This window comes from Burkholderia sp. MSMB0856, from assembly GCF_001524645.2.
In the GTDB taxonomy this organism is placed as follows: domain Bacteria; phylum Pseudomonadota; class Gammaproteobacteria; order Burkholderiales; family Burkholderiaceae; genus Burkholderia; species Burkholderia diffusa.
Genome location: NZ_CP013428.1, coordinates 334,451 through 356,793, shown reverse-complemented (window position 1 = coordinate 356,793; position 22,343 = coordinate 334,451). Strand labels below are relative to the sequence as shown.

20 protein-coding genes and 1 pseudogene are annotated in these 22,343 nt (G+C 68.8%); 10 read left to right on the top strand and 11 right to left on the bottom strand.

Annotated elements, in window-relative coordinates; all coding sequences use genetic code 11:
• Window positions 1–82 precede the first annotated feature (82 nt).
• A complete protein-coding gene (locus tag WS87_RS19210) occupies window positions 83–1,333 on the bottom strand; it encodes a YbfB/YjiJ family MFS transporter (RefSeq protein ID WP_059818632.1) in 1,251 nt (416 codons plus the stop codon).
• Window positions 1,334–1,835: 502 nt separating this feature from the next.
• Here WS87_RS19210 and WS87_RS34470 point away from each other — a divergent pair.
• Together WS87_RS34470 and WS87_RS19205 are read left to right on the top strand one after the other, a co-directional pair.
• Entirely contained in the window at window positions 1,836–1,958 is a 123-nt protein-coding gene (locus WS87_RS34470) for a hypothetical protein (protein ID WP_006752127.1), read from the top strand.
• A 58-nt stretch (window positions 1,959–2,016) separates the two neighbouring features.
• Complete coding sequence (locus tag WS87_RS19205; RefSeq protein WP_059818631.1) at window positions 2,017–2,970, top strand: hypothetical protein; 954 nt, start codon at window positions 2,017–2,019, stop codon at window positions 2,968–2,970.
• A gap of 8 nt (window positions 2,971–2,978) precedes the next feature.
• On the opposite strand, the gene WS87_RS19200 is transcribed toward WS87_RS19205, so the two are convergent.
• The gene (locus WS87_RS19200; protein ID WP_059818630.1) at window positions 2,979–3,488 is read right to left on the bottom strand and encodes a GNAT family N-acetyltransferase; all 510 of its coding nucleotides are present in this window, start codon (window positions 3,486–3,488) and stop codon (window positions 2,979–2,981) included.
• Between the two features lie 68 nt (window positions 3,489–3,556).
• Window positions 3,557–3,676: pseudogene (locus WS87_RS19195) on the bottom strand (helix-turn-helix domain-containing protein); the annotation flags it as partial.
• Between the two features lie 282 nt (window positions 3,677–3,958).
• Here WS87_RS19195 and WS87_RS19190 point away from each other — a divergent pair.
• A complete protein-coding gene (locus WS87_RS19190; RefSeq protein ID WP_059818628.1) occupies window positions 3,959–4,291 on the top strand; it encodes a type II toxin-antitoxin system RelE/ParE family toxin in 333 nt (110 codons plus the stop codon).
• Window positions 4,288–4,617 (top strand): addiction module antidote protein, encoded by a 330-nt coding sequence (locus tag WS87_RS19185; RefSeq protein ID WP_059532042.1) that lies wholly within the window; start codon window positions 4,288–4,290, stop codon window positions 4,615–4,617. The genes WS87_RS19190 and WS87_RS19185 overlap by 4 nt, the downstream gene beginning before the upstream one ends.
• A 15-nt stretch (window positions 4,618–4,632) precedes the next feature.
• Here WS87_RS19185 and WS87_RS19180 read toward each other — a convergent pair whose 3' ends face one another.
• Window positions 4,633–6,651, bottom strand: a complete 2,019-nt coding sequence (locus tag WS87_RS19180) for an LssY C-terminal domain-containing protein (protein ID WP_059818627.1) — start codon at window positions 6,649–6,651, stop codon at window positions 4,633–4,635.
• A 102-nt stretch (window positions 6,652–6,753) separates the two neighbouring features.
• Complete coding sequence (locus WS87_RS19175) at window positions 6,754–7,206, bottom strand: hypothetical protein (RefSeq protein ID WP_059818626.1); 453 nt, start codon at window positions 7,204–7,206, stop codon at window positions 6,754–6,756.
• A 307-nt stretch (window positions 7,207–7,513) separates the two neighbouring features.
• Here WS87_RS19175 and WS87_RS19165 point away from each other — a divergent pair, with 307 nt between their 5' ends.
• Both WS87_RS19165 and WS87_RS19160 read left to right on the top strand, forming a co-directional pair.
• Entirely contained in the window at window positions 7,514–8,161 is a 648-nt protein-coding gene (locus tag WS87_RS19165; RefSeq protein WP_059532052.1) for a response regulator, read from the top strand.
• Window positions 8,158–9,957, top strand: a complete 1,800-nt coding sequence (locus tag WS87_RS19160) for a sensor histidine kinase (RefSeq protein WP_059818625.1) — start codon at window positions 8,158–8,160, stop codon at window positions 9,955–9,957. The genes WS87_RS19165 and WS87_RS19160 overlap by 4 nt, the downstream gene beginning before the upstream one ends.
• Before the next feature lie 91 nt (window positions 9,958–10,048).
• On the opposite strand, the gene WS87_RS19155 is transcribed toward WS87_RS19160, so the two are convergent.
• Window positions 10,049–11,359, bottom strand: a complete 1,311-nt coding sequence (locus WS87_RS19155; protein ID WP_059818624.1) for an MFS transporter — start codon at window positions 11,357–11,359, stop codon at window positions 10,049–10,051.
• Between the two features lie 113 nt (window positions 11,360–11,472).
• Window positions 11,473–12,489, bottom strand: coding sequence for an ABC transporter substrate-binding protein (locus tag WS87_RS19150; protein WP_059819603.1), 1,017 nt, complete (start codon window positions 12,487–12,489; stop codon window positions 11,473–11,475).
• A 236-nt stretch (window positions 12,490–12,725) separates the two neighbouring features.
• Here WS87_RS19150 and WS87_RS19145 point away from each other — a divergent pair, with 236 nt between their 5' ends.
• Together WS87_RS19145 and WS87_RS19140 are read left to right on the top strand one after the other, a co-directional pair.
• Window positions 12,726–13,391, top strand: coding sequence for a response regulator transcription factor (locus WS87_RS19145; protein ID WP_059532061.1), 666 nt, complete (start codon window positions 12,726–12,728; stop codon window positions 13,389–13,391).
• On the top strand, window positions 13,378–14,799 hold the full coding sequence (locus WS87_RS19140) for a sensor histidine kinase (protein WP_059818623.1): 1,422 nt from the start codon (window positions 13,378–13,380) through the stop codon (window positions 14,797–14,799). Before WS87_RS19145 ends, WS87_RS19140 begins: the two co-directional genes overlap by 14 nt.
• Before the next feature lie 33 nt (window positions 14,800–14,832).
• Here the strand turns inward: WS87_RS19140 and WS87_RS19135 are convergent, their stop codons facing one another.
• The 4 genes from WS87_RS19135 to WS87_RS19120 are packed head-to-tail and all read right to left on the bottom strand — an operon-like array spanning window position 14,833 to window position 19,502.
• Complete coding sequence (locus WS87_RS19135; RefSeq protein WP_059452061.1) at window positions 14,833–15,591, bottom strand: ABC transporter ATP-binding protein; 759 nt, start codon at window positions 15,589–15,591, stop codon at window positions 14,833–14,835.
• A complete protein-coding gene (locus tag WS87_RS19130; protein WP_059819602.1) occupies window positions 15,588–16,445 on the bottom strand; it encodes an ABC transporter ATP-binding protein in 858 nt (285 codons plus the stop codon). The genes WS87_RS19135 and WS87_RS19130 overlap by 4 nt, the downstream gene beginning before the upstream one ends.
• An 11-nt stretch (window positions 16,446–16,456) precedes the next feature.
• Window positions 16,457–18,268 carry an ABC transporter permease gene (locus tag WS87_RS19125; RefSeq protein ID WP_059818622.1) on the bottom strand — a complete coding sequence of 604 codons (1,812 nt, stop codon included), beginning with the start codon at window positions 18,266–18,268 and terminating at the stop codon, window positions 16,457–16,459.
• A gap of 40 nt (window positions 18,269–18,308) precedes the next feature.
• Entirely contained in the window at window positions 18,309–19,502 is a 1,194-nt protein-coding gene (locus WS87_RS19120) for an ABC transporter substrate-binding protein (RefSeq protein ID WP_059818621.1), read from the bottom strand.
• A 354-nt stretch (window positions 19,503–19,856) separates the two neighbouring features.
• On the opposite strand from WS87_RS19120, the gene WS87_RS19110 reads away from it, so the two are divergent.
• Both WS87_RS19110 and WS87_RS19105 read left to right on the top strand, forming a co-directional pair.
• Window positions 19,857–20,879 carry a LysR family transcriptional regulator gene (locus WS87_RS19110; protein WP_059818620.1) on the top strand — a complete coding sequence of 341 codons (1,023 nt, stop codon included), beginning with the start codon at window positions 19,857–19,859 and terminating at the stop codon, window positions 20,877–20,879.
• On the top strand, window positions 20,876–22,318 hold the full coding sequence (locus WS87_RS19105) for an NAD(P)-binding domain-containing protein (RefSeq protein ID WP_059449149.1): 1,443 nt from the start codon (window positions 20,876–20,878) through the stop codon (window positions 22,316–22,318). Before WS87_RS19110 ends, WS87_RS19105 begins: the two co-directional genes overlap by 4 nt.
• Window positions 22,319–22,343: the final 25 nt, after the last annotated feature.

Genomic DNA, 22,343 nt, shown 5'->3' with positions numbered 1-22,343 from the left:
GACGGCGCGCGCCGCGACCATCATTTGCGGGAGTGACGACACTCCCCTTTCTCTGCGGATTCGACCGGGGCGGCGGTGCGCGTTACGTAGCCCCCCGCAACGCGCGCTGTCCGGCCGCGAGCGCCGCGCCCGCGAACAGCGTCAGCGCCGAATACACGAGCCCGCGCGCGAGCCCGGCGCTGTCGGATACCCAGCCGATTGCGACAGGCCCGGCGATCTGCCCGAACGCGAAGATCGTCGTGAACGCGCTGATGCCCTTCGCCCAGCCTTCCGGCGGCAGGTTGTGGCGCACGAACGCGGTCGTCGACGCGACCGCCGACAGGAACGTCGCGCCGAACAGTACGCCCGACGCGAACGCGGCCGCCGGATGCACGAACAGCGCCGGCATCAGCGTCGCGACGCCGAGCAACGCATTGAGCACGGCCAGCGCCTGGCCGCCGCGCATCCGGTCGAGCAGCCCCGACCACAACCGCGCCGACACGACGGTCGCGACGCCGAGCATCACGTAGAACGCGGACACGACCGTGCCGCTCATTCCCGCACCGCGCAGCAGCGCGACGATGAACGTCATGTAGCCGATGTAGCCGACGCCGAACAGTCCGTAGCCCGCGAGCGCGAGCGCGAAGCGCGCGGGGCTCGCGGTGGCTGCCGGCGCGACTCCGTCGCGTCGCACGGCCGGTGCCGCGTGCGCCTGCTCGATGCGACGCGCTGCCGCCACGGCGACAGCCGAGAACAGCACGCACGCGACCGCGAGCGCGAACCACGCCGGTTGCCAGCCGTGCGTGCGATGCGCGAGTGTCGCGGGCACGAGCAGCGACGACGCGACGATGCCCCACCCCGTGCCACCGTAATAGAGCCCGAGCAGCAGCCCCGCATCGCGCGGCGACGCGGACGCGAGCCGCGCCGCCAGCACGCCGCCGCTGATGAAGATCAGCGCGCTGCCGATACCTGTCGCGAGCCGCTCGACGAGCAGCGCGTTCATGCCGGACGTGAACCCGCATGCGGCCATCAGCACCGCGGTCAGCGCGCAGCCGGCCGCCAGCAGCGTGCCGGTGCGCCAGCGCCGCGACAGGAACGGGAAGACGAGCGCGCCGATCAGGTAGCCGGCCGCGTTCGCCGTGTTCAACGCGCCGGCCTGCGCGAAGCTCCAGCCGAGATCGGATTTCATCGGCGGAAGCAGCAATGCATATGAGAAGCGCGCGAGGCCGAGCGCAATCGCACTGCCGAGCGACAGGCAGATCGCGAGCCGCCAGGCGGCCATCCGGTCGGGTTCGGTGGCGCCTGCGTCCGGCCGTGCTCGGCCGGCGTGCTCCGGTTGCGGCGCTGCGCGCATCGCGGTGTCTCCATCGTGGTTCGAATCGTGCCGTCGGGATGGCGGTGCGCGCGCGGCGGCGGCCCGCACGCGAAGTCGTCAGATGGTGCCAGAAAATCGGTGCAACCGCCGGAGCCGGCTCGTCGGCGGCTGGCGGACAGCTCGCATGGACGTTGGCCGTGCGCGCATCGTTCGTGAATGGTGAAAATCGAAACGATCGACGCGATTGCACTCCGAATTTAAATAAATCACAAAAGTCAATTCGCCACTAACGGACGCGATATTAAAAAAATAATGGATGGCCTTCACGATCCGATTCATTCGCCTTCATCGCGAGATATCCCGCAAACCCGCTTGTTTAGCACGTCACAGCTAAAAACATCGCAACGCATTGCATTCGCTAAATCGTCAGACTAATATCGACGCCACTCTTCCGGTATTCAAAAAATTCCGGACGAGTGGCGGTAATCCATTTACCGCGCTTTCATGTTGAATCGCTCATGTTCACCACAGGAGAATTGACATGCAGGAAACCCGGCAGATCGAATTGCTTGACTGGATGCAGGAAGACACGCACCCCGAGGCCGTCGACATGATGGTCGAGGATGCCGTGGTGCCGTTCGGCACCGCGCTCTGGCCGGTCTGAGCGGCCAGCCCGTTCCCGCGGAAGGGCCACGGCCCTTCCGCCGCTTCCGGAGACACGCATGCTGAACCTGCACCGCGCGCTCGGCTGTCACCCGGCGCTGCGCGACAAGCTCGCACGCGGCGAAACGGGAAAACTGCTGGTCGGCTACGACACCCGCAATCGCGACATCGCGTTGCGCGCGTTTTCCGCCCTGCCCGACTCGCTCGACGCGACGACCCTCTGCCTCGAAACCACCCCGCCCGCCGACATCGCCGCCGCACTCGCGCGCGCGGACCTGTTCGTGCTGCTGTACGACTCCTCGTGCCTGCCGACACCGTCGCCGAGCGGCCCGCCGTTCCTGGCCGCGATCCGTCCCGCGATCGTCGAGCACTGGAGCAAGTCGGTACTGTTCAAGGATTACGGCCCGCATCTCGACGAAGCGTTCGCCGAATCGCTCGACGACATCGCCGCGCGCAACGGCCGGCTGATCGAAGCGGCCGCGCGCGCATCGCGGATCCACTTCATCGACGAAGCCGGCAACACGCTGACCGGCTCGCTTTCACCGGACCAGAAATGGACGAGCGTGGACGGGATGGGCAATCTCGACGTCGTGCCCGGCGAAATCGCGACGCACGTCACCGACCTGCATGGCTCGATCGTATTCAGCGGCACGTTCCTCGGCACCGTGCCGTTCGCGATCAAGTACCGCGTGACGGAGCGGCTCGCGACGCTGCACGTCGAAGACAGCCTGATCGTCGATTTCGACAGCGACGACGCGGGCTTCCGGCGCGACTTCGCGTCGTACCTCGACCGGCATGACAATCACCGGCGCATCGAGGAATTCGGTATCGGCACGAACCTGGGCATCCGCGCGCTGTACGGCCGCAACGCCGGGTTCGAGGAACGCCATCCGGGGCTGCATCTCGGCCTCGGCGGCGGCGCGAACGGCAGCCACCACCTCGACCTGATCTTCGCGCGCGGCACGCTCGCGTTCGACGAGCGGATCGTGTTCGACGGCGCGTTCGCCGTCTGACTTCGGAATCAGGCGCCGGCGACCACCGTGTCGCCGAGCCACTTGAACATCACCAGGCAGTCGACGAAGCCGAGCCGCGCGTGGCGATACGCGCGCGGCAAGCGGCCGACGATCTCGAAGCCGAGCTTCTGCCACAGCGCGACCGCCACCTCGTTCGTCGCGACCACCGAATTGAACTGCATCGCGAGAAAGCCGCGTTCGCGCGCCACCTGCTGCGAGTGCTCGCACATCAGGCGCGCGACGCCCTTGCCGCGCGCGGCCTCGCTGACCATATACCCGCAGTTGCACACGTGATTGCCGGGCCCGGCCGCGTTCGCCTTCAGGTAGTAAGAGCCGAGCAGCACGCCATCCTCCTCGGCGACCCACGTGCAGAGCGGTGCGTCGAGCCACAGCGCACGGGCGGCCTCCTGCGTCGCCGCCGGATCGAATGCATAGGTCTCCTGCGCGGCGACGATCGCGTGGTACGTGGGCCAGAAGCGGGGAAAATCGTCTTCGGTCATCGGGCGAAGCGTGATCATGCGGGTTCTCTCGTGAAGGGATTTTGGAGTGCGCGCGTGCGAACCGACGCGCGTGGCGCGACCCGGCGTCAGTGCGGGCCGCCGTCGCGCAGCAGGCCGCTGCGACAAGTGCCCGGCGGCACACCATACCATCGCTTGAACGCCTGCGAGAAACTCGACAGATCGCTGAAGCCGAGCCGCTCGGCTTCTCCCCGCACGGCGAGTTTCCCGTACGCGCCGGTGAAATCGGCCGTTCGGCCGAATCGCCATCGCACGCCCCGAATGAAAGAATGATCCTCGTTCGGGAAGCCGGTCTCACCGCCTGAAACCCCGGGCACGAAGGCACTGCAGGCAATCCCGCGCACCGCCTTCGCGTCATGCTTCGTCTCGATTCGGCAATCGACCCGCGCGCGTTTCACTTCATCCGCCTCATCGGACAAACAGCGCAATCACCTCGATATCCATACCCTTCATGTAGCTTATAAGTTACAATGCTCTCCAAGTTCGAACTGCTTCGCTATCAGCGCGACGACGGTCGCGAGCCTTTCACCGAATGGCTGAACGCCGTGCGCGACAAGGTCGCCCAGGCGCGGATTCGCGAGCGCCTGCGCCGCATACAGACCGGAAATTTCGGCGATTGCGAGCCCGTCGGCGAAGGTGTGATCGAACTGCGCATCCACGTCGCTGCCGGCTATCGCGTGTACTTCGGCCGGTACGGCGGCGCGCTGGTGCTGCTGTTGTGCGGCGGCGACAAGCACAGCCAACCCGACGACATCAGGCATGCGAAGGAACACTGGTTGAACTGGAAACGGAGGCAAGCATGAACAAGCTCAAAGGCTCGGTATCGCACCACGACGCGGAAGTCGCCGAACTCGGCGCCGATCGCGAGCTCGCGGTGGCCTATCTGCGCGTCGCGATGGAATCGCTCGACGATCCCGACAACCGTGCGGCCGCGCTGCTCGCGCTGCGCACCGTCGCGGAAGCCTACGGCGGGCTCGGCGCGGTCGCGGCCGAAGCCGGCATCAGCCGCGAATCGCTGTATCGCACGCTGTCGCCCAACGGCAACCCGACGCTGAAAACCCTGCTCGCGGTACTCAAGACCGTCGGCCTGCGCCTGTCCGTCGTCCCCGCGCAACCGGCGCACGCCTGACGCGCCGCACGCGACTCAAGGCTGCACCATCCACACGAGCAGCACCGCGGCCGGCGCCGCGCTCGTCCCCGCCGGCGGCCGCTCGACCGTCGGCTCGACCTGCAGCGCCTGCGTGATCGTCGCCGTATCGTCGACGGTCGTCGTGCGCACGATCGTCATCAGTCGCGCGGGCCGATGCAGCGTCTCGCGATACAGCGCGCCGTACCACAGCGGCCGCGTGCCGAGCGCATCCTGCAGCACGTACGGATAACGCCACATCCGCAATACGAGGCGGCTGTCCGGACGGGCCGGATCGACACGCACGAACACCCGGCGCGTACTTTCGCCATGCGTGTAGCGCGGCAGCACGGGCAGCGCATCGGCCGGCGCCTGCGGCAGCAGCCAGCGCAGTGCCGTGGCGGGCGACCACGGCGTCGCGCGCTGCCAGCCGGCCAGCGAAAGATGGCGATCGAGCGTGTCCGACGTCGCGCACCATTGCAGCGGCAGATATTCCTCGCGATCGCCGCCGATCTCGGTGCGCCGCGTCGGCACGCGCTGCCACCCGCCGCGCATCCACTGATCGACGGTCATCGCGACGACGTCGCCCACGTGCGGACGCGCCGCGCGATCGAGCTGCCATTGCGCGGGCACGGTCCAGACGCCGGTCGTCGCGAGCACGACGAGCACCGCGACCAGCGCGCCCCGCGGCTGCACATGCTCGCGCACGCGCCAGTACGCATAGGCGCCCGCCAGCATCGCGAACCACGCGAGCCCGAGGCTCCAGCCGCCGAGCAGACCCGACAGCCACGTGTCGCCGACGTACAGCCGCGCGAAGCCACCGAGCACGATCCACAGCACGACCGCCGTCACGACCGGGATGCGCCACAGCGCGGGCCGGTCGCGCGTCAGCACCCAGCCAATGCCGCTGCTCGCGAGCATCGCGAACGCCGCATCCGCGTCGGGCAGCGGCACGTGCAGCGCGCCGGGCGGCAGGCTCGCGGGCATCGTGCCGGGCGAGCCGGCGCCGAACGCCGGCACGAGCACGACCGCGATGCCGACCGTCGCGAGCCACCATGCGGACGTCACCCAGCAGCGATGGATCATCAGCCAGACGAGAAACGCGGCCGCGACGATCAGCCCGGTATCGTGTCCGTGCAGCACCGCGAGCGCGCGCATCGCGGCGTCCACGGGCGGCGTGCGCAGGTTCTGCAGGAACGCATACAGCGCGATGTCGGCGTGCATCAGCGGATCGTTCGCGACGACGTCCTGCACGATGCCGGCAAACAGCCACACGCAGCCGACGAACAACAGCGCGAACACGGGCACCGCGCCCGGCAGGCGGCGCACGCGCACGAACGTGTCGTGCACGCGCGCGCCGAACCGCGGCCAGCGGCGGATGCACGCGTACATGACCGCGACGAGCGCGCGGTGCAGCAGCGGCCAGCCGCGCCGCAGCGCGACGCGCACGCCGATCCACACGAGCGCGACCAGCGCGGCGATCACCATCAGAATTGCGGCGACCCGCACGCTGATCGCGGCGGCCAGCACCGCCGACGCGCCGAACAAAATGCCCGGCGCGACGTGCACCGGCGCCCAGATCAGCGCCGACACGACGTTGACCGGATAGAACGACCGGCGCGGCAGCGTCGCGCACCCCACCACCACCGGCACGACCGCGCGCACCGGCGCGAGGAAGCGCGCGAGCACGATGCTCTTCATGCCGTGGCGCAGCACGAACTGCTCGCCGCGCGCATAGGCATCCGCGTAGCCCAACCGGACCCAGCCATTTCGGATCGCGCCGCGGTAGTGGCGTCCGAGTTCGTAGCTGATCCCGTCGCCGACGATCGCGCCGGCGGCCGCGACGCCGATGGCCGTCCAGCCGTCGAGCGCACCCGCGCCGATCAGCGTGCCGGCCGCGAACATCACGGCGCCGGCCGGCACGACCGTGCCGATCAACGCGATCGCCTCGGCACAGGCGGTGGCGAACACGATCGCCAGCACCAGCGCCGGGTGTGCGCCGATCGCACTGAGCCACGTGTGGATCGTGCCGCTCATCGCGGGCCGCGCGGCGTGGCGGCGCGACGGGTCCGCACCGGGCCGGCGATGGCGTGAGGAAGGTTCATCGGAATGTGTGCGCGTTCGCGCCGGCCGGCGGCGTCAGTCGAATTCGTGCTGCCGCGCGTCGGCCTCGAGCGGCGCGTCGTGATAGCCGACCGTCGCGATCTCGTGCAGATAGCGCGCGAGAAACGCGCCGATCGACCCGGCTTCCTCGTACTGATGCACATGGCGGAATTCGTGCGTGAGCAGGCGTCGCGTGTCGTGGCCGCGCAGCACGAACACCGCATGGCCGAGCGTGAGGCCGATCGTCCCCGGCGCCAGCAGACCGGAGTCGCGCGCGATCGCAGCCAGCGCCGGCGTGTCGGGGAACGGCAGCCGGTCGGCGACCACGACGCGGATCCTCTCCGGTTGCGCGACGCCCACGATACGCGCGTCGTCGGCCTGCGCGGGCGTCAGCGGCACGCCCCGCGCGAGCCCGTGGGCCGCCTGCGCGTCGGCCCACGCGACGGCGTCGGGCAACGCGGACGGCAGGATGTCGGCAAGATCGATCATCGCGGCGGCTCCTCGGGTCTGGACGGTGCAATCAGGCACCAGTTTATCTCTGAATCAGGGTGGTCCGCGAGGCACGCCGTCCGTCGGACCGCGACGATTCCTCGGGAATACCCTCCCCGTCCGACCCTACCGCCCGTCCCATTTCACGACGATTATTTCGCTTCAAGACACATTCGATACCCAGATGTCTCAAAAATGTTCCGGAGGTGCACCATTTCCCGTTTCGGCGGCATATATTGGTCAGAAGAACCGCCGCGGCGACAACCGACAGAGCAGCCCGCGGCGTCATCCCGAAGAGGACCGCTAGATGATCAGGGTAATTCTGGCTGACGATCACGCAGTCATGCGAGACGGACTGCGTCACATCCTGGAAACGGCCGGCGGTTTCGAGATCGTCGGCGAGGCGAGCGACGGCGCGGCCACGCTCGCGCTGGCCGAGCGTCGCGCCGCCGACGTGCTGCTGCTCGACCTGTCGATGCCCGCGCCGACCGGTATCGAGTTGATCCGGCTGGTCAAGACACAGGCGCCATCGCTGCGCATGCTGGTGCTGACGATGCACGCGGAAACGCAGTACGCGGCGCGCACGTTCAAGGCCGGCGCGACCGGCTACCTGACGAAGGACAGCGCGACCGCCGAACTCGTCCAGGCCGTCACCAAGGTCGCGGCCGGCGGCGTGTACGTGAGCGCGTCGGCGGCCGAAAGCCTCGCGCGCACGATGCGCGCGCCGTCCGAAATGCTGCCGCACGAGCGGTTGTCCGAGCGCGAACTCGACGTGATGCGCCGTATCGTGGCGGGCCAGACGGTCACGCGGATCGCGGCGGACCTCACGCTGAGCGCGAAAACGGTCAGCACCTACAAGACGCGCATCCTCGAGAAGATGGAGCTGCCGCACGAAGCCGCGCTGGTGCGCTACGCGATGCGCCACGATCTCGACCTCGGCGTCGACGACGCATGATGCCCGCATTCCGCTTCCGCCCGGCCGCGGCCGATGACGACGACGACACGTCGGAGCCGTCGCGCCTGTTCATGTCGTCGCTGCCGCCCGAGCGGCGCGAGCGGCGGCTCGCGATCGCGACGGTCATCGTGTCGGCCTTGATCTTCCTCGCCCTCGCGCCGTTCGCGGGCATGCCGCTTGCCCGCGTGTGGGGCTTCATCCCCGTGTACCAGTCGGCGATCGTCGTCAACGACATGGTGACGGCCGGCCTGCTGCTCGGCCAGTACGCGATCCTGCGCGAGAAATCGCTGCTCGCGCTCGCCGTCGGCTACCTGTTCACGGGCTTCATGGCCGGCACGCACATGCTGACCTTTCCGGGGCTGTTCACGCCGACGGGCCTGCTCGGCGCGGGCGAACAGACCACCGCATGGCTTTATCTGTTCTGGCACGGCGGCTTTCCGCTGGCGGTCGTCGCGTACGCGCTGCTGCGCGCGGCGCCGCGCGCGCATCCGCCATCGCTCGAGCAGCGTCGCGCCACGATTCCGCTCCTGCTCTGCATCGTCCTGACGGCCGGCGCGACCGCCGTGCTCGCGCTGCTCGCGACCGCGGGCCACGACCTGCTGCCGCGCATCATGCACGGCAACCGGATGGCCTCGACGATGACGAACGCGATCGCGGTCGTCTGGGCGCTGAACCTTGCCGCGCTCGTGCTGATGTGGCGGCAGCGGCGCCGTCATTCCGTGCTGGACCTGTGGGTGATGATCGTGCTCGTCGCCTGGCTGTTCGACATCGCGCTGTCGTCGATGCTGAACCACGGACGCTTCGACCTGGGCTTCTACGCGGGGCGGACCTACGGCCTCGTCGCGTCGGGCGTCGTGCTGTTCGCGCTGCTGTTCGAGAACGGCCGGCTGCATGCGCAGACGGTGCGCGCGCTGGCCGGCGCGCGCTATCAGCACCTGCTCGTCGTGCAGAAGAGCGCGCAGCTCAACGAGGCGAACGAACGGCTCGAGCAGCGCGTCGCGGCCCGCACCGCGCAGTTGAGCGCGTCGAACCGCGACCTGCGGCGCGAAGTCGAGGAGCGCGTGCGTGCGGAGCGCGCGCTGCAGGCATCGCGCGAGGAGCTGCGCGAGATCGCGGCGATCAGCGCGAGCGCACGCGAGGCCGAACAGCGCCGCATCGCGCGCGAACTGCACGACGAACTCGCGCAGACGCTCGCGACGCTGAAGAACGATCTCGAATGGCTGCTCGATCACGTGCCGCAAGACGATGCGCCGCTGGCACGCAAGATCGCGACAATGCATGCCCTCGCGCGCGGCGCGGTGACGGCCACGCGGCGCATCGCGTCGGACCTGCGCCCGCTGATGCTCGACGACCTCGGGTTCGCGGCCGCGATGCAATGGCTCGTGGAGGATTTCCGGCACCGTCACGGCATGGCGTGCGCGCTGCACGTCGAGCCGGGCGAATTGCAGCTCGACGAACCGTATGCGACGGCCGTGTTCCGCATCGCGCAGGAAGCGCTCGCGAACGTCGCGCGGCACGCGGCCGCGTCGAGCGCGACGGTGGCGCTCGTTTATCGTGACGAGACGATCGCGCTGACGATTCGCGACGACGGTGCGGGATTCGATCCCGGTGCGCCGCGCAAGTCGGGATCGTTCGGGCTGGTCGGTTTGCGCGAGCGTGCGTATCTCGTCGGCGGCACGCTGCGGATCGATACGACGCTCGGTGAAGGAACGACGGTGGAGGTCGACATTCCGGTCGCGGCTGCGCATGTGGCGATCGCGCATGACGAACGGGGGGCGTCGCGCGCGGAGGGGTAAGGGTGAAGCAGCAACGGCGGAATACCGCTGCGGGGACCGGATCGGAAGCCGGGACCGCGCGGAACCGCGGCCCCGATGCGTCCCGCGCCGCTCACACCCGCACCGCCACCATCCCCCGCTCCGAACGCGTCCACGCGACCAGCGCGCCGATCCCGAGCAGCGCGAGGCATACGATCGGCACGATCATCGGACCGAACGCGGTGCCCGTCACCTTGCCCGCGAACGGCATCAGGTTCTGACTGAAGAAGCCGCCGAGGTTGCCGATCGAATTGATCGCCGCGACGCTCGCCGCCGCACGCGCGCCGGTGAAGTAGCGCGGCGGCATCGACCAGAAGCACGGATACAGCAGCGGAATGCACGCGCCGCCGAGCACGAGCGCGACGAAGCGCAGCGGCGTCGACGGCAACACGAGGCTCAGCAGGAAGCCGAGCGCGCCGAGCGCCGCGACGATCGCGATCGTGCGCAGGATGCTCTTCGCGCGGCGCAGCTTCGACGGCAGCCACAGCAGGAGCACGACCGCGAGCGCCCACGGCAGCATGCTCAGCAAACCGTTCGTACTGCTCGATACGCCGAACGATTTCACGAGCGTCGGCAGCCAGTACGTGACGCCGTACAGCGACGTCGACATCAGCATGTAGGTCGCGGCGAACAGCATCACGCGCGGATCGAGCAGCGCCTTCCACGGCTGCGCATGCTCGGCCTTCGCCGGCTTCTCGCGCTCCAGCGCGGCCGCGACGATCTGCTTCTCGCGTTCGTCGAGGAACGGCGCATCGCGGAACGACGCCGGCAGCACGCGGAACACCACGATCGCGACGATCACGGCCGAGATGCCCGTCGCCACGAACACCCACTGCCAGCCCGCGAGGCCCCACACGCCGTTCAGGCTCAGCAGCACGCCGCCGACCAGCGAGCCGAGCATGTTCGCGAGCGCGCTGCCGAGCGTGAAGATGCCGAGCACCTTCGCGCGGTAGCTTTGCGGAAACCACAGCGTCAGGTAATAGATCACGCCCGGATAGAAGCCGGCCTCCGCGATTCCGAGCAGGAAGCGCAGCGAACAGAACGCGGGCATCGACGTCGTGAAGCCCATCAGCACGGTGATGAGGCCCCACGTCAGCATGATCCGCGCGAGCCATACGCGTGCGCCGTAGCGATGCAGCGCGAGCGTGCTCGGCACCTCGAACAGCAGGTAGCCGATGAAGAACAGCGACGACGCGAGACCGAACGCTGCCTCCGTCATCCCGAGGCTGTGCACCATCTGCAGTTTCGCGAAGCCGACGTTCTGCCGGTCGATGAACGCGATCAGGAACATCACGACGAGGATAGGCATCAGGCGCCGCGCCATCTTCGACATGACGCGCTGCTCTTCGGCGGACGCGGGGTCCAGGGCTTCGGTGGTATTCACTGCGGGCTCCTCCGTGAATCGGTTGCTTGTCGGTTGAATCGGCGCCGCGCGCGATGCACGCGCGGGCGCAGGGGTGTTCGATGAAATCGGGGTTCGGCGGCGGACGGCGACGATCAGCCGGTCCGGAAGTCGTCGAGCATCGGCGCGAACATCTCGTGCCATGCGCGCGGCTTCGCCTTGATCGTGCCGGCGAGATACAGGAATTCGACGTAGTCCATCAGCTGGTTCGGCCGCACCGAGAAACGCGTGTCCGGCGCGGCGAGCATCTGCATCACGTCGTCGTGCGACACGCCGACACCCGACGAGGCCGCATACAGCGCGGCCGCCGCACGCGGGTCCTGCGCGATCAGGCGGTTCGCTTCGTCGAGTGCACCGAGAAATGCCGAGGCCAGCGCGGGCTCCGTGTCGACGAGCCGCTTCGGCGCGAACACGACGTCGAGCGTCAGCGGGCCGAGCACGTCGACCGAATTCACGACGCGATGAATGCCCGGCTGGCGCAGCTCGAGCGTCGAGAACGGCGGTGACGTGAAGTGCGCGGTGACGCCGTTCTCGCGGCGGATCAGCGCCTGCATCGCCTGCGGATGCGGCAGGTTCACGGTGATCGAATCGAGCTGCGCGAAATGCTTCGCGCCGAGCTGCCGGCTGGCGACCATCTGCAGCACGACCGCCGACAGCGACGTGCGGATGCCCGGTACGGCGATCCGGTCCGACGGCGTGAAGTCGCGCAGCGACGCGAGGCCCGGCCGATTCGCATTGAGCGACAGCGACGTCGTGGACAATCCGCTGATGCCGATCACCTCGACGTTCGGGATCCCGCGCGCCCGCGCCCATAGCTCGATGAAGCCCGGCGCGCCGGCACCCGCGAAATCGAGCGTGCCGGCCATCATCGCGTCGTTGACAGAATTGCCGCCGTCGAGCAGCACCCAGTCGACCGCGACCTCGCGCAGGCCGTGCCGCGCCGCGTGACGCTCGAACAGGCGCTGCTTCTCCATCACGAGCAGCGGCAGGTACAACACGCCATAGCCTTTCGAGATCCGCACCGTGCGCGGCTTCGCGCGCACCAGCGACGGGGCGGCAAGCGTGCCGAGGCCGGCGGCGAGCAACGCGCGGCGGCGTGGCGACGTGATCATGCGCATGCCTGCGTATGGGGGGCGGCAAGCGGCGACGCGGCAGCCCGCTTCAGGCTTCGCCGTGCATTCGGCCGCGCCTTCGTCGTGCCCGTGACATGCTGCATGTTGCCGTCTCCTCTGGTATTAATGCCGTCATCGCTCGTTCCGGCTGAACACAGGTTATCGAGCGAGTCTGAGAAAATGCTGACATCCCGGCCCCGGGAAAACCCCTAACTCATCTACCTGCAAACGGCACCATGCGCATTCTCGTCGTGGAGGACGATGCCGAAATCGGCGCGGCGATCCGCAGCCGCCTCACGCGGCTCGGCCATGCCGTCGATCTCGAAACCGACGGCTCGACCGCGAACGGCTTGCTGCGCGTCGAGCGCTTCGACCTCGTCGTGCTCGATGCGAACCTGCCCGGCCTCGACGGCTTCGCGGTGCTGCGCAACCTGCGCGCGTCGGGCAGCACGACGCCGGTGCTGCTCGTTACCGCGCGATCCGCGATCGACGACCGCGTGAGCGGCCTCGGCCTCGGCGCCGACGACTATCTCGTGAAGCCGTTCGACTATCGCGAGCTCGATGCGCGCGTGCAGGCGCTGCTGCGCCGCAACAGCGGCCATGCGAACGACGTGCTGACGCTCGGCGGCCTCGTGATCGACCGCAGCAGCCGTCTCGCCGAACTCGACGGCCAGCCGCTGTCGCTGTCGCGCCAGGAGTTCGCGCTGCTCGAGATTCTCGCGAGCCGCCCGCAGCGGATCTTCTCCAAGGACGAACTGCTGAACCAGCTGTTCAGCTTCGGCAACGAGCCGACCGCAAACGCGGTCGAGCAGTACGTGACACGCGTGCGCAGGAAGCTGCAGGGCAGCTCGGTCGAGATTCGCACCGCGCGCGGAATGGGGTATCAGATTGCAGCGCATTGACTGGTTCCCGAAGACGCTGTTCGGGCGCACGCTGCTGTTCATCGCGCTCGTCGTCGCGACCGGCGCGCTCGCGCTTGCCGCGATCGCGCGCTACTACGCGGGCGTCGCGGCCGAACGCGCGTACGACCAGTTGCTCGCCGGCGCGTCGATCCAGGTCGCGGAGAACCTGTACGTGCAGGGCGGCGTGCTCGCGCTGAACCCGCCCGTCGCCGCGCTGTCGACGCTGTCGCGCTACGACCTCGTCTACTACAAGGTCGTCGATTCGCGCGGGGTCGTCGTGGCCGGCTACAACGACCTCGCGAGCCCCGCGACGCTCGCCGCCGCGAAGCAGGGCCCGGCGTTCGCGAACGCCATCTACCAGGGGCACCGGATCCGCACCGCGACCATCGCGCGCTACATGCCCGAGGAAAGCACGCCGGGCTGGGCGCTCGTCACCGTTGCGCAGACAACCAACGCGCGGCAGCAGTTGACGAACGACATGAGCATCAAGGTGTGGACGCTGATCCTGCTGATGAGCGTGCTCGCGATCGGCGCGAGCGGCCTCGCGATCCGGCGCGGGCTGCGCCCGCTCGCGCAGATCGGCACGATCATCGCCGCGCGCGATCCGGCCGATCTGCGGCCGGTGGCCGTCGATACGCCGAGCGAGATCGACACGATCATCGGGTCGATCAACGGACTGATGCACCGCCTCGCCGAGCGGATCAACGCGATGCAGCGCTTCATCGCCGACGCCGCGCACCAGATGCGCACGCCGCTCGCGCGCCTCGACGCACAGATCGAATTGCTCGACGGGGAAGTCGATCCCGCGCGCCATGCGGCGCGGCTCGATGCGCTGCGCGCGACCTGCTCGGACGTCGGCCGCCTGACGGGGCAGTTGCTCAATCATGCGATGGTGATTCATCGCACCGAGGTCGTGCCGCTGCAACCCGTCGACCTCGTCGCGCTCGCGAAGGACGTGCTCGGCCGCACGATTCCGCTCGCGGACGCGCGCGACGTGGCCGTCGCGTTCGCGAGCGACACGCCGCATGCGTGGATCGACGGCGATGCGATCAGTCTGCAGGAGGCGTTGTCGAACGTGCTGCACAACGCGCTGCTGCATGGGCATGCGGACGACATCGTCGTGTCGGTCGCCAGCGAGGGCAATGCGGATCGAGCGGTGACGCTGACCGTCACCGACAACGGGCGGGGGATTCCGCGCGAGCATTGGGACGCGGCGTTGCAGCCGTTCGTCCGGATCGCGCCGGACGGCAGCGAGCGTCGAACCGGGTCGGGGCTCGGGCTCGCGATCGTGCAGGAAGTGATGAAGGCGCACGGCGGGCGTGTCGGGTTCGCGTTTCCCGATGCGGGCGGGTTCGCGGTGGTGCTGACGTTTCCGCGGGCGGTGACGAAGCCCGCCGGCGAAACCTGACCCGGTCGAACGTGACCGACGGCGGACAAACGTCTACGCCGCCTCCCCGCCCAGATACGCATCGCGCACGCGCTCGTCATCGAGCAGCGTTTTCGCGGGGCCTTGAAGCACGACGCGCCCCGTCTGCAGCACGTAGCCGTAATGCGCGATCTCCAGCGCAAGGCTCGCGTTCTGCTCGACCATGAACACCGTCACGCCCTGCCGGTTGATCACGTCGATCAGCTCGAGCACCTTGTCGACGTAGAGCGGCGACAATCCCATCGTCGGCTCGTCCATGCAGATCAGTTTCGGCCGCGCCATCAACGCGCGCGCCATCGCGAGCATCTGCTGCTCGCCGCCGGACAGCGTGCCCGCACGTTGCACGAGCCGCTCGCGTATGCGCGGAAACAATTCGAGCACGCGCTCGTAGTCGTCGGCCACCGCCGTGCGATCGCCGCGCGTATAGGCTCCCATCAGCAGGTTCTCGCGCACGCTCATGTCGCCGAACAACCGCCGCGCCTCGGGCACGGCCGCGATCCCGCGCCGCACGCGCTGCGGTGTCGCGAGCGCGGTCACGTCGTCGCCATCGAAGTGCACGACGCCGCGACGCGGCCGCATCAGCCCGAGAATCAGCTTCATCGTCGTCGACTTGCCGCTGGCGTTGCCGCCGAGCAGGCTGACGATCTGCCCGCGGCCGACTTCGACATTCACGTCGAAATGCACCTGCACAGGCCCGTAAAAGGTGTCGAGGTGTTCCAGTTTCAGCAGCGCATCGGTCATGGTCGTGTCGAGTCCGGAAGAAGGTGCGCTCATGCAGCCGCCTGCACGGTGCGCCCGGCGGCCGCGCCACCCGCATGGCGACGTCCGAGATAGGCTTCGATCACGCGTGAATCGCGGCGTACGTCGCGCGGCGCGCCTTCGGCGATCTTCGCGCCGTTGTCGAGCACGATCACGCGGTCGGACACGCGCATTACGAGTTCGAGCTTGTGCTCGATCAGCAGGATCGTCAGGCCGCGTGCCTTCAGCGACTGGATCAGTTGCAGCATCTCGGCGGTCTCGGTCTCGTTCATCCCCGCGGTCGGCTCGTCGAGCAGCAGCAAGCGCGGATGCAGCGCGAGCGCGCGGGCGATCTCCACGCGTCGCCGGTTCGCATACGACAGGCTGTGCGCCGGATGATCGATGCGCGGCGTGAGGCGCTCGCCGAACCCGGCGATGATGTCACGCGCCTCGTCGCGCAGCGCCGCTTCCTCGCGCCGCACCGACGCGGGCCGCACGAGCGCGCGCCACACCTCGGCCGCCGCGCCGAGCCCCGGCCAGCCGGGCCGCGCCGCGCGCAACCGCCCGTGCGCGCCGATCAGCACGTTGTCGAGCACGCTCAGGTTGCCGAACACGCGGCCGTGCTGGAACGTGCGTGCGATTGCGAGCGCGGCGAGCCGTTCCGGCGCCATGCCCGTGATGTCTCGGCCGTCGAACGTCACATGGCCGGCATCGGGCCGGTCGGCGCCCGCGATCAGGTTGAACAGCGTCGACTTGCCCGCGCCGTTCGGGCCGATCACGCTCAGCAACTCGCCGTCGGCGAGCGTCAGGCTCGCGGCGTCGAGCGCGGTCACGCCGTCGAAGCGGCGCGTCAGGCCCTGCACGTCGAGCAAGGGTCGGTTGGTGGTCATCGCATTGTTCCTCATACCGTGCCGAGCAGGCCTTGCGGCCGAAACCGGACGAGCAGCAGCAGCACGAGGCCATAGATCAGCATCCGGTAGTCCGCCGCCCAGCGGAACAGTTCCGGCAGCCCGATCAGCGCGATCGCGCCGACGACACCGCCGAGCACGTTGCCGAGCCCGCCGAGGATCACCATCGTCAGCGCGAGAATCGACACCTGCGAATCGAAGGTCTGGTGATTGATATAGCTGTACAGGTGCGCGGCGATGCCACCGCTCACGCCGGCCGCGACGCCGCCAACCGCGAACGCGATCGCCTTGTAGCGATTCGGCGCGATGCCGTGCGCGCGTGCGGCGACGTCGTCCTCGCGTACCGCGCGCAACGTGCGGCCGAGATGCGAGCGAAGCAGCCGCACCTGCACAAGCGCGAACACGACCAGCACCGCGAGGGTGAACCAGTACGCGGCGCGCGCGGTGCCCGCCCATGGCAGCGGCGCGATGCCGGTGATGCCGAGCGGGCCGCGCGTGAGGCCGTCCCAGTTCAGGATCACGAGGCTCACCACTTCGCCGATGCCGAGCGTCGCGATGGACACATAGTGCCCGCGCAGCCGAAATGCCGGGTAGACGAGCAGCGTACCGAGCACGGCGGTGATCGCGCCCGCGCACGGTATCGTCACAGCCGGCGACCAGCCGAGATCCGACGACAGCAGTGCCGACGCATACGCGCCGATCACGAGCAGCGCCGCATGCCCGAGCGAGATCTGCCCGACCGTGCCCGCGACGAGCGTGAGGCTCAGCGCGAGCAAGCCATACAGCCAGGCATTGGTCAACGTCTGCAGCACGTACGGCGACGCGCCGAGCCACGGCAGCACGGCCGCCAGCGCGATCAGCACGACGACGACCGGACGCGGCACACGCGCAGCCTGCGCGGCCGCGAGGAAGGTGCCGGTCATCGGTTCCGGCGGCAGCGCGCGATTCCTGCTGAACAAGCCGTTCGGCCGCCATACGAGAAACAGGATCAGCAGCCCGAACGCGAACAGGTCGCGATAGCTCGTGCCGAACAGCGCGACGCCATAACTTTCGACGAGACCGAGCAGCAGGCTGCCCGCGATCGCGCCCGGCACGTTGCCGAGCCCGCCGATCAGCAGGGCGACCACGCCCTTCAGCGTCGCCTGGAAGCCCATCGCCGGATCGATGCTGTTGTAGTACATGCCGACCAGCAGACCGCTGACGCCGCCGAGCGCACATGCGATCGCGAACACCGTCTGGTTCACGCGGTCGACATCGACGCCCATCTGCAGCGCGGCGTCACGATCCTGCGCGGTCGCGCGCACGGCCCAGCCGAGGCGCGTGAAGCGCAGGAAGCCGTATAGCAGCGCAGCCGCCGCGATGCCGATGCCGGCGATCAGCAGGTCGAGCGAGCCGAGCGTCGCGCCGGCGATTCTCAGGTGCCAGTCGGGCAGCGGCGTCGGCACCGCGCGCGGGTCCGCGCCGAACGCGAGTTGCGCGAGCTGGTCGAGAATGAAGCTGATGCCGATCGTCGCGAGCAGCGGCGCGATGCGCGCCACGTGGCGCAGCGGCCGCAACCCGATCCGCTCGATCGCGATGCCGAGCGCGCCGCAGCCCAGGACCACCGCCGCGAGTGCGACCGGCAGCGGCAATCCGAAGCGCGTCAGGCACAGCCAGCCGACGAAGGCGCCGACCATATAGACCGAGCCGTGCGCGAAGTTGATCAGATGCGACACGCCGAAGATCAGCGCGAGCCCGACCGCGAGCAGCGCGTAGATGTTGCCGACGATGAGGCCGTTGAGCGTGTAGTCGAGCCAGGAAGCCATCACGATGCGTCCGTCATTAGCATGCGGTTCGGGGGCGGGCTCAGCGCGCCGCGAGCTGCGGCTTCGCGCCGTCCCACAGCGCCCACTGCCCCTGCTTCACGACGAGATACACGGTGCGTGCGCCCGCGACACGGCGCGTCTGCGAATCGAAGCGCACCTTGCCGAAGATCACGCTCGGCACGTCGCTCACTTTCGCGAAACCGTCGTGCGCGGCCTGCCGCGTTGCGCCGTAGCGGCGCAGCACCTCGGCCGACAGGATCAGCGCATCGTATGCGCGCGCAACGAACGAATCGGGATCGGCATGAAATTTCGCGCGATAGCGCTGCACGAACGCCTGCACCTCCGGGCGCGGCTCGGCCGGGAAGAAGTTCGATTCCGTATAGACGCCGTCGACGGCCGTGCCGCCGAGTTCCAGGAACTTCGGCGAATACACGGAGCCAACCGCTGCGATCGGCAGCGTGACACCCGACGTGCGGGCCTGCCGCACGATCTGCGCACCGTCCGCGTAGTAGGAGATCAGCACGATCGAATCGGACTTCGACGCGCCGATCCGTACGAGCGTCGAGCGGAAATCCTTTTCCGTCGGCTGGTAGCCTTCGGCCGCGACGACCTGTGCGCCGAGCCCCGTCACCGCCTTCGCGAAGATGTCCTTGCTGGTGCGGCCCCAGTCGGTGTTCAGGTACAGCACCGCGACCCGCTTGAAGCCGAGTTCCTTCACCGCGTAGCGCGCGAGCAGCGGCTGCTCCTCGGCCTGGCTCAGTGCGGTGCTCCACAGATAGTCGCCGCCCTTGGTGAAATCCGGATGCGAGTTCGTGAAGCCGAATTGAATCAATTGTCCGCGCTGGTAGATCGGCGACGCGGCCATCGACGTCGCGCTGGAGAAGTCGCCGAGCTCGATCACGATGCGCGGATCCGCGACGAATTTCTGCGCGATCGCCACCGCCTGACGCGGGTCGCTGCGGCTGTCCTGGAAGTCGACCGCGAGCGGCCGGCCGTGGATGCCGCCGCTGCCGTTGATCTCGTCGAGCGCGAGGTCGAAGCCGCGCTTCCACTGCTCGCCGTATTGCGCGTCCTGCCCGGTGAGCGGCCCACTCACGCCGATCACCACCGGCTCGCCCGATACGCCCGCCGCGAGCGCGCCGCCCGTCGACAAGCCCCATGCCGCAGCCAGTGCCGCCACCGTGCCCAGCACGCGCCGCCATGCGCCGCGTGCGTCGTTCCCCGAAACGTTCATGCGTCCCCCACCATCGGTCAGTCGAAAAGAGTGAGGGCATGTAACCATCCGGTTCAGGGCGCTCAAACGAAGTTTTGCGCATATCGATATCGCGTGCGGCGCGAAGCAAAATGCACTTGCCGTGGTCTCCCGCATATCGCGTGTCGCGCGACGCATCGGCGTGCACCGCAGCGCATTGATTCGATTGATGTTTGCCGCGCGGCGCCGCTTCCGGTCGATCCGCAGGCCCGCATGGCCTGCCGTCGACACGGGTGCGCGCTTCGCATTTTTCGCGCTGTCGATACGAAAAATCATTATATGAATCTCGCATGATGGCACTCCTACAATGCGCAAATCGCATCATCGGAACGCGTCATGGAGTTGCATCAACTCGAAGCCTTTTCCGCGGTCATGTCGACCGGCAGCGTGACCGGCGCGGGTGAACTGCTCGGCCGTTCGCAGCCGGCCGTCACGCGGCAGATCCAGGAACTCGAAGCCGATCTCGGCTATACGCTGTTCGACCGCCACGGTCCCCGTGTCACGCCGACTGGCCGCGCGTTCCTGCTGTACGAGGAAGTCGAACGCTCGCTTGTCGGCCTGCGTGCAATCGAAGCGCGTGCGCGCGCGCTCGGCGACGACACGGCCGAACCCGTTCGCCTCGCGGCGACGCCTTCGCTCGCGGCCACTCTCGTGCCGGCCGCGCTCGCCGCGTTGCCCGATGACGCGCACGCGCCGCACTACCAGCTGCGCAGCGAGTCGGCCGAGCACGTCATGCACGAAGTGCTCGCCGGCACGGCCGATATCGGCGTCGTCACGCTGCCGATGGCGCATGCGGGGCTCGACGTGCACTGGATCGCACAGACGCCCTGCGTCGCCGTGTTGCCGGCCGGCGATCCGCTCGCGGACAAGCCGCGCATCGCGCTGCGCGATCTCGCACGCCGCCGCATCGTGACGGTCGCGAACCGGCACCGGCTGCGCCAGCGGATCGATGCGGCATTCGCGGCCGCACGCGTCGATGCGCGCGTGTTCATCGAAACCAATGCGTCGCTGAATGCGGTGATGGCCGCGCGCGCGGGCGTCGGAATCGGCATCGTCGACCCGGCGATCGGCGTGGCGCTGCCGGTGGACGGCGTCGTCGCACGTCCGCTCGATGTGGACATCCCGTTCGCGTTCGGTGTCGCGACGCCGACCGGCAAGCCGCGCACGGCCGCCGTCGATGCGCTGCTCGACGCGCTGCACCGCACGACGCGCACGCTGCTCGACGACGTGATCTTTCACGACGCATCCGTACATGACGCGTTGTTGCGAGGCGACCGGTTGCGCACCGATCGCCCGCCTCGCGCGACACGCACGGCACGCGCCCCACGCGCACGCCGTACCCGCCCGGAGGCCGCATGACGGCGACGCCCGACACGCACGAGGCACTCGACAGACTCGAAGCCCGCCTCGCCCAGGACCTGCGCTGGCTCGATCTGCCGGCACCATCCTGGGTGCCGCCACGTGACGTCGACGGCACGCGCGTGCTCGACGTCGCGATCGTCGGCGGCGGGATGGCGGGGCTCGCGGCCTCCGCCGAACTGCGCCTGCTCGGCATCGACAACCAGTGCGTGATCGACCGCGCGCCGGCCGGCTACGAAGGCCCGTGGGTCACGTTCGCGCGGATGGAGACGCTGCGCTCGCCGAAACAGCTCACCGGCCCCGCGCTCGGCCTGCCCGCGCTGACGTTCCGCGCGTGGTTCGAAGCGCAATACGGCCGCGACGCGTGGGACGCGCTCTACAAGATTCCGCGCACGCAATGGATGGAATACCTGCGCTGGTATCGCCGCGTGCTCGACCTGCCGGTGCGCAACGACACCGCGCTCGTGGCGCTGCGTCCGCGCGACGACGGCCTGCTCGCGCTCGACCTGCGCGCGAACGGCCAGGCGCAGACCGTGCTCGCACGGCACGTCGTGCTGGCGACCGGCCGCGACGGGCTCGGCGGCCCGTACGTGCCGCCCGTCGCGCAACGCGCGCCGCGCACGCGCTGGGCCCATTCGTCCGAGCCGATCGATTTCAATTCGCTCGCCGGCAAGCGCGTCGGCGTGGTCGGCGCGGGCGCGTCGGCGTTCGACAATGCAGGCACCGCGCTCGAAGCGGGCGCCGCGCGCGTCGACCTGTTCTTCCGTCGCGCGGACATTCCGCGCATCAACAAGCTGACGGGTATCGGCAGCCCCGGCCTCGTGCACGGCTATGCCGACCTCGACGATGCAACGAAGTGGCGCTTCATGCACTACGCGCTGACATCGCAAACGCCCCCGCCGCGCGACAGCGTGCTGCGCGTGTCGCGGCACGCCGGCGCGCATTTCCACGCAGGCAGCCCGATCGACGCGCTGGTCGAACACGCGGACGGCCTCGACGTCGTCACGCCGCGCGTCCGCACCACGGTCGACTTCCTGATCTTCGCGACGGGCTTTCATTCCGACTGGACGACGCGCACCGAATTCGCGTCGTTCGGGCCGCATGTGCGGCGCTGGAAGGATCGCTATCAACCGGAGCCGGGCACGTGGCTCGACGAGCTCGCCGAGTCGCCCGATCTCGGTCCCGCGTTCGCGTTCCAGGAACGCGAGCGCGGTGCCTGCCCGGCCGTCACGCACATCCACTGCTTCAACCATGCGGCAAGCCTGAGCCACGGCAAGCTGTCCGGCGACATCCCCGCGATCAGCGCGGGCGCCGAGCGGCTCGCACGCGGCATCGCGAGCCGGCTGTTCGACGCCGATCGCGACCGCCACTATGACGCGCTCGTCACGTTCGCGACCGCGGAGCTGCAAGGCGACGAATGGCGCGACGCCGACGCATGAACGCCGCCGCGATCCACGACACTCA